Origin of the sequence: Pseudooceanicola aquaeponti, assembly GCF_050897975.1 — a bacterium.
In the GTDB taxonomy this organism is placed as follows: domain Bacteria; phylum Pseudomonadota; class Alphaproteobacteria; order Rhodobacterales; family Rhodobacteraceae; genus Pseudooceanicola.
Window position 1 is genome coordinate 203,625 of record NZ_JBPAXY010000008.1, and the last position, 14,806, is coordinate 218,430.

12 protein-coding genes and 1 tRNA gene are annotated in these 14,806 nt (G+C 67.9%); 5 read left to right on the forward strand and 8 right to left on the reverse strand.

What is annotated here, in order from left to right:
* Positions 1–12: 12 nt before the first annotated feature.
* Positions 13–1,494, forward strand: coding sequence for an FAD-dependent tricarballylate dehydrogenase TcuA (gene tcuA / locus ACRARE_RS19985; protein ID WP_432658239.1), 1,482 nt, complete (start codon positions 13–15; stop codon positions 1,492–1,494).
* Between the two features lie 147 nt (positions 1,495–1,641).
* On the opposite strand, the gene ACRARE_RS19990 is transcribed toward tcuA, so the two are convergent.
* Together ACRARE_RS19990 and ACRARE_RS19995 are read right to left on the reverse strand one after the other, a co-directional pair.
* Positions 1,642–2,787: a 2-methylaconitate cis-trans isomerase PrpF family protein gene (locus ACRARE_RS19990; RefSeq protein WP_432658240.1), complete on the reverse strand. Its 1,146-nt coding sequence runs from the start codon at positions 2,785–2,787 to the stop codon at positions 1,642–1,644.
* A 14-nt stretch (positions 2,788–2,801) separates the two neighbouring features.
* Positions 2,802–3,716, reverse strand: a complete 915-nt coding sequence (locus ACRARE_RS19995; protein WP_432658241.1) for an isocitrate lyase/PEP mutase family protein — start codon at positions 3,714–3,716, stop codon at positions 2,802–2,804.
* Positions 3,717–3,867: 151 nt separating this feature from the next.
* On the opposite strand from ACRARE_RS19995, the gene ACRARE_RS20000 reads away from it, so the two are divergent.
* From ACRARE_RS20000 to ACRARE_RS20010, 3 genes are all read left to right on the forward strand, one after another.
* Positions 3,868–4,626 carry an electron transfer flavoprotein subunit beta/FixA family protein gene (locus ACRARE_RS20000; protein WP_432658242.1) on the forward strand — a complete coding sequence of 253 codons (759 nt, stop codon included), beginning with the start codon at positions 3,868–3,870 and terminating at the stop codon, positions 4,624–4,626.
* Positions 4,626–5,552: an electron transfer flavoprotein subunit alpha/FixB family protein gene (locus ACRARE_RS20005; protein ID WP_432658243.1), complete on the forward strand. Its 927-nt coding sequence runs from the start codon at positions 4,626–4,628 to the stop codon at positions 5,550–5,552. Before ACRARE_RS20000 ends, ACRARE_RS20005 begins: the two co-directional genes overlap by 1 nt.
* A gap of 484 nt (positions 5,553–6,036) precedes the next feature.
* Positions 6,037–6,110: transfer RNA gene (locus tag ACRARE_RS20010), tRNA-Gly, on the forward strand.
* A gap of 585 nt (positions 6,111–6,695) precedes the next feature.
* On the opposite strand, the gene ACRARE_RS20015 is transcribed toward ACRARE_RS20010, so the two are convergent.
* Positions 6,696–7,703: a zinc-dependent alcohol dehydrogenase family protein gene (locus ACRARE_RS20015; protein WP_432658244.1), complete on the reverse strand. Its 1,008-nt coding sequence runs from the start codon at positions 7,701–7,703 to the stop codon at positions 6,696–6,698.
* Between the two features lie 133 nt (positions 7,704–7,836).
* Here ACRARE_RS20015 and ACRARE_RS20020 point away from each other — a divergent pair, with 133 nt between their 5' ends.
* Positions 7,837–8,796: an NAD(P)-dependent oxidoreductase gene (locus ACRARE_RS20020; RefSeq protein WP_432658245.1), complete on the forward strand. Its 960-nt coding sequence runs from the start codon at positions 7,837–7,839 to the stop codon at positions 8,794–8,796.
* Between the two features lie 62 nt (positions 8,797–8,858).
* On the opposite strand, the gene ACRARE_RS20025 is transcribed toward ACRARE_RS20020, so the two are convergent.
* Genes ACRARE_RS20025 through ACRARE_RS20045 form a run of 5 tightly spaced genes read right to left on the reverse strand, consistent with a single transcriptional unit; the run spans position 8,859 to position 14,804 of the window.
* Positions 8,859–9,662, reverse strand: coding sequence for a class II aldolase/adducin family protein (locus tag ACRARE_RS20025; RefSeq protein WP_432658246.1), 804 nt, complete (start codon positions 9,660–9,662; stop codon positions 8,859–8,861).
* Positions 9,610–11,043, reverse strand: a complete 1,434-nt coding sequence (locus tag ACRARE_RS20030) for a carnitine 3-dehydrogenase (RefSeq protein WP_432658247.1) — start codon at positions 11,041–11,043, stop codon at positions 9,610–9,612. Before ACRARE_RS20030 ends, ACRARE_RS20025 begins: the two co-directional genes overlap by 53 nt.
* The gene (bcoG, locus tag ACRARE_RS20035) at positions 11,040–11,960 is read right to left on the reverse strand and encodes a 3-dehydrocarnitine:acetyl-CoA trimethylamine transferase BcoG (protein WP_432658248.1); all 921 of its coding nucleotides are present in this window, start codon (positions 11,958–11,960) and stop codon (positions 11,040–11,042) included. The genes ACRARE_RS20030 and bcoG overlap by 4 nt, the downstream gene beginning before the upstream one ends.
* A 13-nt stretch (positions 11,961–11,973) precedes the next feature.
* Complete coding sequence (locus ACRARE_RS20040; protein WP_432658249.1) at positions 11,974–12,756, reverse strand: carnitinyl-CoA dehydratase; 783 nt, start codon at positions 12,754–12,756, stop codon at positions 11,974–11,976.
* Entirely contained in the window at positions 12,753–14,804 is a 2,052-nt protein-coding gene (locus ACRARE_RS20045; protein ID WP_432658250.1) for an acetate--CoA ligase family protein, read from the reverse strand. Before ACRARE_RS20045 ends, ACRARE_RS20040 begins: the two co-directional genes overlap by 4 nt.
* Between the last annotated feature and the right edge of the window lie 2 nt (positions 14,805–14,806).

Consider the following 14,806-nt stretch of genomic DNA (forward strand, 5'->3'; position numbering starts at 1 on the left):
AGGAGACTGAACGTGAGTGAATACGATGTGATCGTCGTGGGCTGCGGCAATGCGGCCCTGTGTGCGGCCCTGTCGGCGCATGAAAACGGGGCCAAGACCCTGGTCCTGGAACGCGCGCCCGAGGAAGAGAAAGGCGGCAACTCCTACTTCACCGCCGGTGGCTTCCGCTTTGCCCATGAGGGGCTGGACGATGTCACCGACGACATCCTGACCGACCTGTCGGACAGCGAACGCGAGATGATCGTGCTGCCGCCGCACAGCCGCGAATTCTTCATGGACCAGATGCGCGAGGTCACCCGCTATCAGTGTGACGAGGATCTGGCCAACCTGCTGGTGGACCGCTCGCGCATGACCATGGGCTGGCTGCGCAGTCACAACATCCGCTTCGTGCCGATGTTCGGGCGCCAGTCCTACCTGGTGGAGGGCAAGCACCATTTCTACGGCGGCGTGAACATCGAGGCGGTCGGCGGCGGCGCGGGCCTTGTCGAGGCCGAGCTGGCCGAGGCGGGCAAGCTGGGCATCGAGATCCGCTATGGCACCGCCGCCATCGGCCTGCTGCAAGACAATGACCGCACCGTGACCGGGGTGAAGACCCGCACCAAGGAAGGCTATGGGGAAATCACCGCCAAGGCCGTGATCATCGCCAGCGGCGGCTTTGAATCCAACCCCGAATGGCGGGTGCGCTACCTGGGCGTCGGCTGGGATCTGTGCCGGGTGCGTGGCACGCGCCACAACATGGGCGAAGGCATCAAGATGGCCCTGGACATCGGCGCCAAGCCCTATGGCAACTGGTCGTCCTGCCATGCCTGCGAATGGGACATCTCCGCCCCGCCCTATGGCGACCGCTGGATCCTCGACAACTTCCAGAAGCATTCCTATCCGCTGGGGATCATGGTCAACACCGACTGCGAACGCTTCGTCGACGAGGGCGCGGACTACCGCAACCTGACCTATGCGAAATACGGCCGCGAAATCATGGCCCAGCCGAACCGCACCGCGATCCAGATCTTCGACCAGCAGACCGTCGACAAGCTGCGCGACGAATACCGGATCAAGGAGGTGACCAAGGCGGAATCCGACACCATCGAAGGGCTGGCCGAACAGCTGGACCTCGACCCCGCCAAGCTGGCCGCGACGGTGCAGGAATACAACGACGCCTGCCAGGGCGGCGACTACAACCCGGCGGTGCTGGACGGGGTGACCACCCAGGGGCTGGAGCCCAACAAGACCAACTGGGCCCTGCCGATCAACCAGCCGCCCTATGTGGCCTATGTCTGCACCACCGGCATCACCTTCACCTTCGGCGGTTTGCAGATCAACACCAAGGGCGAGGTGCAGGACATGACCGACCAGTCGATCCCCGGCCTTTATGCCGCGGGCGAGCTGATCGGCGGCCTCTTCTACGAGAACTACCCCGGCGGCACCGGCCTGATGTCCGGCTCGGTCTTCGGCAAGCTGGCCGGCGAAAGTGCCGCGGATTACGTGAAGGCGTAAGCGACGGCTCGAAGAAATTCAGGGGGCGGCCTTCGGGCCGCCCCTTCTGCGTTTCCAGGATCAAGAAGGCCAAGCAGCACCGCCGAAACAACAACAGGGCCGGTCAATGACCGGCCCTGTTGTCTTGGTCGCAATGTCGGAACGCCCTCACCCCTCCGCGGTGTAATGCACCACGCCGGTGAAAAGCTTGCGCGCGGTGCGGAAGACCGAGCCGCTGAGGGCGCGGGGCACAGCGCCGCTGGTGTCGACCTCGCCGTCCACCAGGATGGTCCCCGAGGGGTGGGCGATGGTGATCGGCCCCTCGGTCGAGGTGCAGGCCTCGGCCGCCAGGGTGCCGGGTGTGCGACAGGCCAGGGCCAGGCAGACCGATCCGGTGATCGGCACCGCGCGGTGCGGCCGTTCCATCGAGATCATGCGTACCAGGATCGACACCTCGCCCGCGGGCAACACCGCCCCCGCCAGGGTGCGGCTGTCCTGCGGCGCGGCCAGGATGGCGACCTTGGGGATGCTGGGCAGGGCGGCAGCGGCGGCCAGATCGGCGGTCAGCCCCATCTGGACCGAGCCTGCGCAACGGATCGCCTCCATCGCGGCCATGAACCCCGCGTCGGCCTCCAACGCCTCGGGATCCTCGGTGCCGGTCTTGCCCAGATCGGCGGCGGCGACGAAGACGCAGGGGTTCGCCGCATCCACCAGGCTGGCGCGGACCGCGCGGCCGTCGGGCAGGGTCAGGGTCTCGACCGCGCGCCCGGTGGGCAGCAGCGCCCCGGTCCTGGTGCCGCCCGGATCAAGGAAGGCCAGCCGGATCGGCGCCGCCGTTCCCGCCACCCCGTCGATGGCCAGGTCCCCGGCAGGATCAAGCCGCCCCCCCCGGACCGGGAAATGGGCGGCGATGATCTTGCCGGTGTTGGTGTTGTGGATGCGTACCGTGGTCTGGCCGTCAGGCGGCGGGGGGATCAGCCCCAGGTCGATGGCCGCCGGGCCCACGGCGGAACTCATGTTGCCGCAATTGCCGCCGTAATCCACCACAGCCGCCCCCACCGAGACCTGGCCGAAGGTATAGTCCATATCGGCATCGGCCCGGCTGGGCGGGGCCAGGATGCAGATCTTCGACAGCGAGGAAATCCCCCCGCCCATCCCGTCCAGCTGCCGCCCGTAGGGATCGGGCGAGCCCATGGCCGACAGGATCATCGCATCCCGCGCCCCGGCATCGGCGGGCAGATCCTCGCGCAGGAAAACCAGCGCGTTGGACGTGCCGCCGCGCATGAACAGGGCCGGTATCTCTTTCAGTTGCATCACGCCTCGCCCGCTCAGGCGCCTTCGTAACGGTCGGACAACGCGTCAAAGGCCGGTTTGCCGACAATGCGCTGGCGCTCGGTGAACTCGGCCAGCCGGTCGGAGACTTCCTGCAAGGAGCCGTGTTCCTTCAACGAGCCCAACACCTCCTGCATCGCCTTCACTGAAGCCTGAAGCGCGGCATTTGCATAGAGCACAAGCGAGAAACCGGCCTCTTTCAGATCGTCCAGCCCCGCCATCGGGGTGCGGCCGCCGACCACCAGGTTGATCAGCTGCGGCGCCGGCAATTGGCCGATGGCGCGGATCTCTTCCAGGGTTTCGGGGGCCTCGACGAAGATGATGTCGGCGCCCACCTCGATCATCGCATGGGCGCGCTCGATCGCCGCGTCGAAGCCCAGCACGGCGCGGGAATCGGTGCGCGCGATGATCTGGGTGTCGCTGTCGCGGCGGGCATCCAGGCAGGCCTTCAGCTTGCCCAGCATCTCGTCCAGGGGCACCACATCCTTGCCCGAGAAATGGCCGCATTTCTTGGGAAAGACCTGATCTTCCAGTTGAATCCCCGCAGCACCCGCGCGTTCCAGCCGCTGCACGGTGGTATAGGTGTTCAGCGCATTGCCAAAGCCCGTATCCATATCCACGATCAGCGGCAGCTGGCAGACATCGCTGATCCGGCTGGTGGTCTCGACCACGTCGCTGGCGGTGACGATGCCCAGATCCGGCATCCCCAGATGGGTGTTGGTCAGCCCCGCCCCGGTCAGATAGGCGGCGCGAAACCCCAGATCCTCGATGATGCGGGCGGTCAGAGCGTTCGCCGCCCCCGGCAGCAGGGCCGCATTTCCTTCGGCCACCAGCGCTTTGAGCGCCTTGCGGCGATCCGACAGATCCTGAAAGGACCCGGACCCGGCCGGGCCCCCGAGCTTGTCAGTCATGGCGTCAATCTTCCTCCCTCTCTTGGCCCGATCTAAGGCGATGCCTCGCTACCTGTCAACTGTCAACATTCTACTTGAACGGCGTCGGCGGGCGCTTTACCACGGGGCTCCGTCAGGGGGCGGTCCCGTCCCGGTCGAGAAGGAGTGAGCCATGAAAGTCCTCGTGCCCGTGAAGCGGGTCATTGATTACAACGTCAAGGCGCGGGTCAAACCCGATGGCAGCGGTGTCGATCTTGCGAATGTGAAGATGTCGATGAACCCGTTCGACGAGATTGCCGTTGAAGAGGCGATCCGTCTGAAAGAGGCGGGTGTGGCGACCGAGGTCGTCGCGGTGTCGATCGGCGTGAAGCAGGCGCAGGAAACCCTGCGCACCGCGCTGGCCATGGGCGCCGACCGCGCCATCCTGGTGGTCGCCGCCGATGATGTGCATACCGACATCGAACCCCTGGCCGTCGCCAAGATGCTGAAGGCCATCGTCGACGAGGAACAGCCGCAGCTGGTCATCGCCGGCAAGCAGGCGATCGACAACGACATGAACGCCACCGGCCAGATGCTCTCGGCCCTGCTGGGCTGGTCCCAGGCGACCTTCGCCGGCGCCGTCACCGTCGAGGGCGACGCGGCTAAGGTCACCCGCGAGGTGGACGGCGGTCTGCAAACCATCAGCGTGAAACTGCCCGCCGTGGTCACCGCCGACCTGCGCCTGAACGAGCCGCGCTATGCCTCGCTGCCCAATATCATGAAAGCCAAGAAGAAACCGCTGGACGAGAAGACGCCCGCGGATCTGGGCGTCGATCCGGCGCCGCGGCTCGAAGTGCTCAAGACCGCCGAGCCCGAGGCCCGTCAGGCCGGTGAGATGGTCGGCTCGGTCGACGAGCTGGTGGCGAAACTGAAAGAGAAGGGGATCGTGTAATGGCCGTTCTTCTGCTTGCTGAAATCACCGATGGGGCCCTGGGCCTGGATGCCACCGCCAAGGCCGTCTCGGCCGCCGCGACCCTGGGCGACGTGACCGTGCTGTGCGTCGGCGAAAGCGCCCAGGGCGCCGCCGAAGAGGCCGCCAAGATCGTCGGTGTCGCCAAGGTGCTGGTCGCCGAGGACGCCCTTTACGGCCACCGCCTGGCCGAGCCCGTCTCGGCCCTGGTCGCCTCGTTGGGCGCGGACTATTCGCACATCGTGGCCCCCGCCACGACGGATGCGAAGAACATCCTGCCCCGCGTCGCCGCCCTGCTGGACGTGATGATCCTGTCTGACGTCACCGCCGTGGTCGACGCCGATACCTTCGAGCGTCCCATCTATGCCGGCAACGCGATTCAGACCGTAAAGTCGAAGGATGAAAAGAAGGTTATCACCTTCCGCACCTCGACCTTCGACGCCGCCGGTGACGGTGGTTCGGCGCCCGTGGAAAGCGTCGCCGCCGCCGCCGATCCGGCCCTGTCGAGCTGGGTCGAAGACAAGGTCGCGACCTCGGACCGCCCCGAGCTGACCTCGGCCGGCATCGTCGTCTCCGGTGGCCGTGGCGTGGGGTCCGAAGAGAACTTCGCGCTGATCGAGAAACTGGCCGACAAGCTGGGCGCCGCCGTGGGCGCATCGCGCGCGGCGGTCGATTCGGGCTTTGCGCCGAACGACTGGCAGGTGGGTCAGACCGGCAAGGTCGTGGCGCCCGAGCTCTACGTGGCCGTCGGCATCTCGGGGGCGATCCAGCACCTCGCGGGGATGAAGGACTCGAAAGTCATCGTGGCGATCAACAAGGACGAAGAGGCGCCGATCTTCCAGGTTGCCGACTACGGCCTGGTCGCCGACCTCTTCGACGCCGTGCCCGAGCTGCTCGAGAAGCTCTAAGGCGTCCAGCGCCCTTTGACACCCGAAAGGCCCGCCCCTCGTGGCGGGCCTTTTGCTATCCAGGCAGGCGGCAGGGGGCTCTGCCCCCCTTGAGCCTGCGGCTCAATTCTCCCCGGGATATTTTTGGCAATGAGAAAAGAGGGGCGATGCACCCCAAAGCCCCAGCCCTCCCCCGGCTGCCAAGTCCGCCAACAAGGGTGCCAGCGCCGCCGTTGGCCCAGATCTCAGCCGGGGGGCGATCGGGGCTTTCAGGGGCCACCCCCTTACGTTTCTCATTGCCAGAAATATCCCCGCCGGAGGCTTCGGCCCCGCACGGGCCGAAAACAAACGCAAGAGCCCGGAACAGACCCAAGCCAACCAAGCCGCACCACCGGGGCGAACCGCGCCCCGCCGCCGAGGCGCCTCGATGGCGCCGAGGCGGCACCACCGGGTAAGGGGGGATCTTGACCGCCAGAATCCGATCCAATAGGAAGGGGGCCGGTCTGCGGGCGTTGTGTAATGGTAAGACCCTTGCCTTCCAAGCAAGAGATACGGGTTCGATTCCCGTCGCCCGCTCCATTTTCCACGAAAATCTCCATGCGTTACAGAGCATTGGGCACCCTTGTGTCCCATGCAGGATAGGCGCGTGGGACACGTGCGCTCTTTTCAGGTGCCGCCAGTCCAGCGCGCGCATTAGCGCCTCTTCAGCGTGACAGTTCCCATCGCGGCAATCAGACCCCCAGAGTTCAAGCGACAGGAGAAACTGATGCCCGAAAGCATCCAGAAGACGCGGGTCGGTTCGCGCCAAGGCGCAAGTCGCAACGGGCGAACGACGAGCGCGCCGGGCTTATCCCTGCCAGTTCAGGTCATAGTCTGCCTCTGCGTTTCCATGGATGGTTGCGGCCTCAGCCCGCCGCCAAAGCAGACTGCAACCGCCTGAACATGATCCAGCGCCCGCCCCGACCAGCGGATCCGCAAGGCGCAAACAGCCCTGCCGCAAAGGGGCTAGGGTGACGCGATGGCGGGCAGTGAATGAACAGCAGTAATCAAACCTCTGTCTTGCGCTTCCCGCCCGGACAAGGGGCGCGGCCAGCAAAGCGCGCGCCGTCGTATCGGCCGGAGGCGGCAGCACTTGATTGCGCTGCCACCAGGGGTCCTGCCGGATCAGATCGTCACGCAGATCTTGCCGAAATGCGCCCCGCTTTCCTGATAGCGGAAGGCCTCGGCCAGCTCCGTCAGGGCAAAGCTGCGGTCGATCACCGGCCGCAGGGGCAGCACGTTCAGGGCGCGGACGAAATCCAGCTGGTGCTGGCGCGAACCGACGATCAGCCCCTGAAGGCGCTGCTGCTTCGCCATCAGCGCCGCGGTCGGCACCTCGCCCGCGCGTCCGGTCAGCACGCCGATCAGCGCGATATGGGCACCGGGGCGCCCGGCCACGATGGATTGCGCCAGGGTCGCCGGGCCGCCGACCTCGACCACGATATCGACGCCGCGCCCGCCGGTCAGACGCTGCATCTCGGCGCCCCAGTCGGGGGTCTTGCGGTAGTTGATGACGTGATCGGCGCCCAGTTCCCGCAGCCGCTCCAGCTTGGCGTCCGAGGAGGAGGTGGCGATGACCCGCGCCCCCATGGCCTTGGCCAGTTGCAGCGCATAGATCGACACGCCGCCGGTGCCCAGCACCGCCACCACGTCCCCGGCCTTGAGGCCCGCATCCACCACCAGCGCGCGCCAGGCGGTTGCCCCGGCGGTGGTGATCGTCGCCGCTTCCTCATGGCTCCAGCCCTCGGGGGCGCGGGTCACCCAGGTGGCGGACAGCGTCACCGCCTCGCGCGCGTAGCCGTCGCGCCCGTCGCCCGGGGTGGTGACGAAACTGCTGGGCCGGTCGTCGCCCTCCTGCCAGTCGGGGAAGAAGACCGAGACCACATGATCGCCGGGGGCCAGATCGGTCACGCCCGGGCCCACGGCCTCGACCACGCCGGCACCATCGGCCATGGGAATGCGCCCGTCGGGCAGCGCCCCTTCCACCGCGCAGACGCGGTAGTCGTGGTAGTTCAAGGAGCTGGCGCGCAGGCGCAGGGTGATTTCGCCCGCGCCCGGCGCCGCCGGGGCGGCGGCCTCTTGCACGACCAGGTTGTCCAGCCCGCCGGGGGCGCGAAGTGTGACCTGTTTCAAGGGAAACCCTTTCTTCTTTGCTGATTTAAAGGCCGACCCGCGCCGCCGTGCGGGGGCACCAGACGGCCCTCGGTTGAACTTGTGCTGCCGGGCAAGGATAAGCCGGGCAACGACGATGACCAGGAGACAGGCGATGCCCACCGAGACGACGATGCGCGGGGTCTACCTTTCGGACAGCCACGACCTTTCGGCGCATTACGGCCCGGCCCTGGCCGCGCTTGGTGCCGAAGGGATCGAGCTGCTGGAGCCACGCGCGGTCACCGACCCGGCAGAGATCCGCTTTGCGCTCTGCTGGCAGCCGGGGCCCCGGGCCTTCGCCCCCTACCCCAACCTGCGCTTCGCCATGGGCGTGGGCGCCGGTGTCGACGCCCTGCTGACCCATCCCGGCCTGCCCGAGGGGCTGCCGGTCTGCCGTGTGCGCGACCCGGACCAGGCCATGCAGATGGCCGGTTTCGCCCTGCACGAGGTGCTGCACGTCGAGCGCCGGTTCGAGCAGATGGCGGCCAACGCCCGGAACGGGGTCTGGCAGGAACTGCCCCTGCGTCGCCCCGGCGATGTGCAGGTCGCGGTGCTGGGCGGGGGCAGCATGGGCCGCGCGGTGGCCCGGGCCATCGCCGCGCTTGGCTTTGACGTGCGCGTGGCGGTGCGCCGGGCGCCCGACGATCCCCTGCCCGGGGTGCGCTACCTGCACGGCGACGACAGCCTGCCCCGCGCCGCCGAGGGGGCCGAATTCCTGATCAACGTCCTGCCGCTGACCTCGGCCACCCGCGACGTGCTGGACCGGGCGCTGCTGGCGCGCATGGCGCCGGGCGGCTGGCTGGTCCAGATCGGGCGCGGGGAACATCTGGTCGAGGCGGATCTGCTGGCGCTTCTGGCCGAGGGGCATCTGGCGGGTGCCACGCTGGATGTCCTGCGCGACGAACCCCTGCCCCGCGACCACCCCCTGTGGCAGCACCCGGCCCTGCGCATCACCCCCCATGTGGCCAGCGCCGCCACCGACCGTGCCGTGGCCCGCCAGCTGCTGCAAAGCGCGCGCGAGGCCCGCGACGGCCTGCCCCTGACCTATGCGGTGGACCGCGCCGCCGGATACTGACGACGACAAGGGGCGCGGTCTGACGGCCACGCCCCCTGCCCTTTGCAGGCGTGCCCCGGGCATCAGCCCCGGTAATCGCTGCCCAGCCCCTCGATCGAGCGCAGGTGTGCGGCCCATTCCAGGGCCAGGTCGCCGTCTTCCTCGTTCATCTGCACGTATTGGCCATGAACCCGCGTGGCGATCTCCTCGTCCACCATTCGCAGCGGGCGCCCGGTGGACAGCGCCGCCACCTGGATCTCGCAGGCGCGTTCCAGGTAGAACATGTTGCTGAACATCTCGGCCGCGGACCGCCCCGTGGCGATCAGCCCGTGATTGCGCAGCACCAGCACCGGATGCGCGCCGAAGTCGGCCACGATCCGTTCGCGCTCTTCCAGGTCCAGGGCGATCCCCTCGAAATCGTGGTAGGCGGTGCGGTTGTGGAATTGCAGCGAGATCTGGTTCAGCGGCAGCAGACCCTCTTCCATGCAGGACACCGCGACACCGGCGCGGGTATGGGTATGCATGATCCAGGCCGCATCGTGGCGATGCATGTGCACCGCCGAATGGATGGTGAAACCCGCCGGGTTCACCCGGTGCGGGCTGCCGTCCACCTTGTTGCCCTCGACGTCGATCTTGACCAGCGATGAGGCGGTGATTTCCTCCCATCGCCAGCCGTAGGGGTTGATCAGGAAATGCCCCTCCTCGCCCGGCACGCGGGCGGTAATATGGGTATAGATCAGGTCGGTCAGACGATGCAGCGCCGCCAGGCGATAGCAGGCGGCCAGCTCTTCGCGGGTTTTCCGTTCTTCGGGGGACATGGGTCTTCTCCGGTTGTCAGTTGCGTGTGCCCACGGCGCCGCCCGCGCCGGGGGCGTCGCGGCCCGCATGGGCCAGGGCCAGGGCCGCCAGCGCCTGGGCCACGGCGGGCTCTGGCGGACAGGCCCGGCGGGTGGTCAGGTCAGTGTGCAGCAGCAGGGTTTCCAACGTCGCCGCCAGGGTCCCGTCCTCTTTCAGCACCCGATGGAACAGCTTCATCTTCTTGCCCTCGCCCTCCAGCACCTGGGTGGTGACGGTCAGGACCGCATCGCGGTGCACCTCGTCCAGATAGCGGATGCGGGTGTCGACGGTGAAATAGCTCTTGCCGCTGGCGATATAGGCGGCATCCGCCCCCACCAGTTGCATCAGCCCGTCGGTGGCCCAGGTGCCCAGTTCCAGATAGGCGGCCTCGTTCATATGGCCGTTGTAATCGGTCCAGGTGACGGGCACGGCGCGGCGCAGGGTGACGGGCAGGCCGTCGATCTCTCCACCGGTGGCCAGGCTGTCCTCATGGGCGAGGATCACGCCCCCGGCCCCGCTGCCCGTCCGGCGCAGGCCGCGCAGGATGGCCACCAGGTTGTCGTCGCGCAGGCGCTCCAGCTCGCGGATGCTCAGGTGCCCCGACTGCGCTTCGGACTGGTCGGTGATCTTGGCGATCAGATCGTCATCCAGATCGGGCACATCCATCAACTTGGTCCAGGGCCATTTCAGCGAGGGGCCGAATTGCGCCAGGAAATTGGCATAGCCGGTCTCGCCGCCCGCAATCCGGTAGGTCTCGAAGATGCCCATCTGCGCCCAGCGCAGGCCAAAGGACATGCGGATGGATTCGTCGATTTCCTCGGTCGTGGCGATGCCGTCCTTCAGCATCCACAGCGCCTCGCGCCAGACGGCCTCCTGGAGGCGATTGCCGATGAAGGCGTCGATTTCCGTCTTCAGGACAAGGGGATACATCCCGATGGCCTGGACCACCGGCAGGGCCTTGGCGCGCAGCTCTTCCGCTCCGCTGATCTCGGCCAGGGGCAGCAGATAGACCGGGTTGAAGGGATGCACCACCACGACCGGCGCACCTTCGGCCGCCAGGTCCGAGGCCTTGAACCCCGAAGTCGAGGAAGCGATGAAGCCCCCCTCGGGAAGATGCCCGGCGATCTCGGCATAAACCTTCTGTTTCAGTTCCAGCCGTTCGGAGACGCTTTCCTGCACCCAGTCCGCGCCTGTCACGGCCTCGGCCAGGGTATCGCAGAAGGTCAGTCGGCCTTCGGGCGGCAGCGGGCGGTCATAGAGCGCGGGCAGCGAGGCGCGGGCATTGTCCAGCACCGCGCCGATCTTGCGGCCCGCCTCGGGGTCGGGATCGAAGACCGCCACGTCCCAGCCGTTCAGCAGAAAGCGCGCGGCCCAGCCGCCACCGATGACACCGCCGCCGATGATCGCGGCCTTCTTCGCCCCGCCGCTCATGCCGGCACCGGCATGTCGCGTTTCACCAGGCCCAGCAGGTCGCGCACCTCTTGCGGACCCATGGGCGTGGCGCCGAGGCCATCCAGGATCGTCACGGCCTTTTCCACCAGCTGCGCATTGGTCGCCATGACCCCGCGTTCAAGATAGAGGTTGTCTTCCAGCCCGACGCGCACATTGCCCCCCGCCAGGGCGGCGGCGGCGACATAGGGCATCTCGTCCCGGCCCAGCGAGAAGGCCGACCAGGTCCAGCCCGCGGGCACGTTGTTGACCATGGCCATGAAGGTGTTCAGGTCGTTGGGCGCGCCCCAGGGAATGCCCATGCACAGCTGCACCAGGGCCGGATCTGCCAGCACCCCTTCCTTCACCAGCTGGCTGGCGAACCACAGGTGGCCGGTGTCGAAGGCCTCGATCTCGGGCTTCACGCCCAGTTCGGTCATCATCGCGCCCATGGCACGCAGCATGTTGGTCGTGTTGGTCATGACGTAGTCGCCATCGCCAAAGTTCATCGAGCCGCAATCCAGCGTGCAGATCTCGGGCAGGCAGTCGCGGATATGGGCCATGCGCTCGGTGGCGCCGATCATGTCGGTATTGGCCGCGTCCAGGTCCATCGGCGTTTCCGGGTCACCAAAGGTCAGGTCGCCCCCCGTTCCGGCGGTCAGGTTCAGAACCACATCCACCTCGGACGAGCGGATGCGGTCGGTCACCTCGCGAAACAGTGCCCGGTCGCGGCAGGGCGCGCCGGTTTCGGGGTCGCGGACGTGGCAATGCACCACTGCCGCCCCCGCCCGGGCGGCGTCGATGGCGGCCTCGGCGATTTCGGCGGGCGAGCGGGGCACCAGGCGGCTTTTGTCCTGGGTCAGGCCCGCGCCGGTAATGGCGGCGGTGATGAAGGGTTTGCGGTTCATCTGCAAAGGCATCGTCGTCTCTCCCTTACCGGCCCTTCCAGACCGGATCGCGTTTCTCGGCAAAGGCGCGGGCGCCTTCCTTCTGGTCCTCCGAGCGATAAAGCCGCTCGACCGTTTCGAACTGGCTGCCGTTGATGCGGTTCAGCGCGTCCTGGAACTTCATGTCCTCGGCCTCGCGCACCACCTCCTTGATGGCGGCGAAGACCAGCGGCGGACCGGCGGCCAGCTCATCCGCCATCTTGCGCGCCTCGGCCATCAGCTGGGCCGCCGGGATCACCCGGTTCACCAGCCCCCAGCGATGCGCCTCTTCCACGTCGAACCAGCGTCCAGTGTAAAGCAGCTCCATCGCGATATGATAGGGGATGCGCTTGGGCAGCTTGATCGTGGCGGCGTCGGCCACGGTGCCCGAGCGGATTTCCGGCAGGGCGAAGGTGGCGTGATCGGCGGCCAGAATGATGTCGGCGGCAAGCGCCAGCTCCAGCCCGCCGCCGCAGGCGATACCGTTGACGGCGGCGATGACGGGCTTGTTCAGCCCGCGCAGCTCTTGCAGGCCGCCGAAACCGCCGACGCCGTAATCGGCATCCGCCGCCTCGCCTTCGGCTGCCGCCTTCAGATCCCAGCCGGGGCAGAAGAACTTCTCTCCCTGGCCGGTAAGGATCGCCACGCGCAGCTCGGGGTCATCGCGAAAGGCAGTGAAGATCTCGCCCAGGCGGCGCGAGGTGGCCATGTCGATGGCATTGGCCTTGGGCCGGTTCAGCGTGACTTCCAGCACCGCGCCGCGGCGCGTCGTCAAGACGTTGTCGATCATTCTTCCATCCTGATAAGGGCATCCGCCGCCACCGCGCCCGAGGCGCGGCAGATCAGCGGGTTGATTTCAATCTCGTGCAGCGCGCTTGCGTGTTGCTGCACCAGGGTTTGCAGGGCCATGACGGTGTCGATCACTGCCTCGATGTCGGCGGCGGGGCGGCCCCGATAGCCGGTCAGCAGCGGCGCGGTGCGCAGGCTGGCCAGCGCGTCACGGACCTCGTCCCGGCTGGCGGGAATCAGTACCGAGGCCGTATCGCGGATCAGTTCCGTCAGGATGCCGCCCAGGCCCAGGGTCAGCACGAACCCATGCGCCGGATCGCGGGTGACGCCAAGGATCAGCTCGGCCAGAGTGCCGGTGATCATCTCTTCCACCAGGAAGCTGGAGGCCGGCATGGCGCCTGCGGCCTCGGCCACGGCGGCGGCATCCGCAAGGTTCAGCACCACGGCCCCCGCTTCGGTCTTGTGGGCGATCCCCTCGCCCTTCAGCACCACGGGAAAGCCGATCTGCGCGGCGGAACTGGCCGCATCCTCCGCCGTCGCCGCACGGGCCGAGCCCGGCACGCGGACACCGGCCGCGGACAGCAACAGCTTGGCCTCTGCTTCGGAGAAGACGCGCGGGGTCCCCTGTCCTTCGACCGGCAGCGTCACCGGCGCGGGGCGGGTGTTGGCGCCGCCCGCGCGGCCCACCTGGGCGGCGGCGCGGATCGCGGTCAGCGCGTCGCCCATGCCGCAGAGGGGCACGATGCCCAGGGCCAGGGCACGTTGCGCCACCGCCTCGGGCAGGCCCTCGGCCAGCAGCGAGACCATGGCCATGGGCGTGCCGGTGGCCTCGCGGGTCGCGGCCACGGCGCGCATCACCTGGTCGTAGTCGGGGGCGTCAAAGCGGTCATCGCGGGGGTAGTCGACCACGACGCAGCCCATGCCCAGGTCTGCTTCCCGATCGCACAGGGCGGTGAAGGTCGCGGTCAGCGCCTCCTCGTCGCCCCAGATGTAGGTGTTGTAATCCAACGGGTTGGCCAGGGCGACCTTGGGGCCGAGCGCGGCACGCAGGCCCGTCTTCTGGGTCTCGGTCAGCGCTGGATAGGTGACCCCGGCCCCCGCGCCCATGTCGGCCGTCAGCGAGGCCTCACCGCCCGAGCAGCTGGCCGAGGCGATCCGCGCCGAGGTGAGACCGCCCGTCACATGCAGGATCTTCAGCGTCTCGATCAGCTCGCTCGGCGTGTCCACCTGGGCGATGCCAAGACGTTTCAGCAGGGCCACCGCCCCAGCGTTGGACCCGGTCAGCGAGGCCGTATGCGACACCGCCGCCGCCTGCGCCTGTTCCGAGGCCCCGACGCGCAGCGCAACGATCGGCTTGCCCAGTTCCGCCGCGCGGGCCGCCAGCGCCTCAAACGCCGGAAGATCGCTGATACCCTCGATATGCAGACCAAGGGCGGTGATGCGGGGATCTTCCAGCAAGGCGATGCCCAGATCGGACATCGAGGTCTGCGCCTGATTGCCCGCCGCCACCACGGCGGCCAGCGGCAGGCCCCGGCGCTGCATGGTCAGGTTGATCAGCACGTTGGACGACTGGCCGATGACGGCGACGCCGCTGTCAACCGGGTTCATGCCGTGGCGGTCGGGCCAAAGGGCCACGCCGTCCAGCGCATTGACGATGCCGTAGCAATTGGGGCCCAGCACGCGCATATCACCGGCGGTCTTGACCAGCTTGGCCTGCAACGCGTCCCCGTCCGCCAGTTCCGCGACAGCTTCGCTGAACCCGGCGGCGAAACAGACCGCCCCGGCACAGCCCATAGCCGACAGCTGGCCCGCGACCTGCACCGTCAGCTCCCGGTTCACCCCGATGAAGGCGGCATCGGGCGCGCCGGGCAGCGCGTCGAGGCTGGCATAGGCTGGCAGCCCGCCGACCTCTGCCTTCTTGGGGTGCACGGGCCAGATCGGCCCGGCAAAACCCGTGGCGCGGCACTGGCGCACCACGGCCTCGCACCAGCTGCCACCGCCGACGACGGCGATGGCACGGGGCGACAGGAAGCGGCTGAGCGGCGCCATCC

Bases quoted from the DNA above. Each gene is read 5' to 3' on its own strand.
- ACRARE_RS20040 (WP_432658249.1), bottom strand. From the start codon at position 12,756: ATGATCGACAACGTCTTGACGACGCGCCGCGGCGCGGTGCTGGAAGTC.
- ACRARE_RS20000 (WP_432658242.1), top strand. From the start codon at position 3,868: ATGAAAGTCCTCGTGCCCGTGAAGCGGGTCATTGATTACAACGTCAAG.
- ACRARE_RS20025 (WP_432658246.1), bottom strand. From the start codon at position 9,662: ATGCGGGCCGCGACGCCCCCGGCGCGGGCGGCGCCGTGGGCACACGCA.
- ACRARE_RS20020 (WP_432658245.1), top strand. From the start codon at position 7,837: ATGCCCACCGAGACGACGATGCGCGGGGTCTACCTTTCGGACAGCCAC.
- bcoG (WP_432658248.1), bottom strand. From the start codon at position 11,960: ATGCCTTTGCAGATGAACCGCAAACCCTTCATCACCGCCGCCATTACC.
- ACRARE_RS20045 (WP_432658250.1), bottom strand. From the start codon at position 14,804: ATGGCGCCGCTCAGCCGCTTCCTGTCGCCCCGTGCCATCGCCGTCGTC.
- ACRARE_RS19995 (WP_432658241.1), bottom strand. From the start codon at position 3,716: ATGACTGACAAGCTCGGGGGCCCGGCCGGGTCCGGGTCCTTTCAGGAT.
- ACRARE_RS20030 (WP_432658247.1), bottom strand. From the start codon at position 11,043: ATGAGCGGCGGGGCGAAGAAGGCCGCGATCATCGGCGGCGGTGTCATC.
- ACRARE_RS19990 (WP_432658240.1), bottom strand. From the start codon at position 2,787: ATGCAACTGAAAGAGATACCGGCCCTGTTCATGCGCGGCGGCACGTCC.
- ACRARE_RS20005 (WP_432658243.1), top strand. From the start codon at position 4,626: ATGGCCGTTCTTCTGCTTGCTGAAATCACCGATGGGGCCCTGGGCCTG.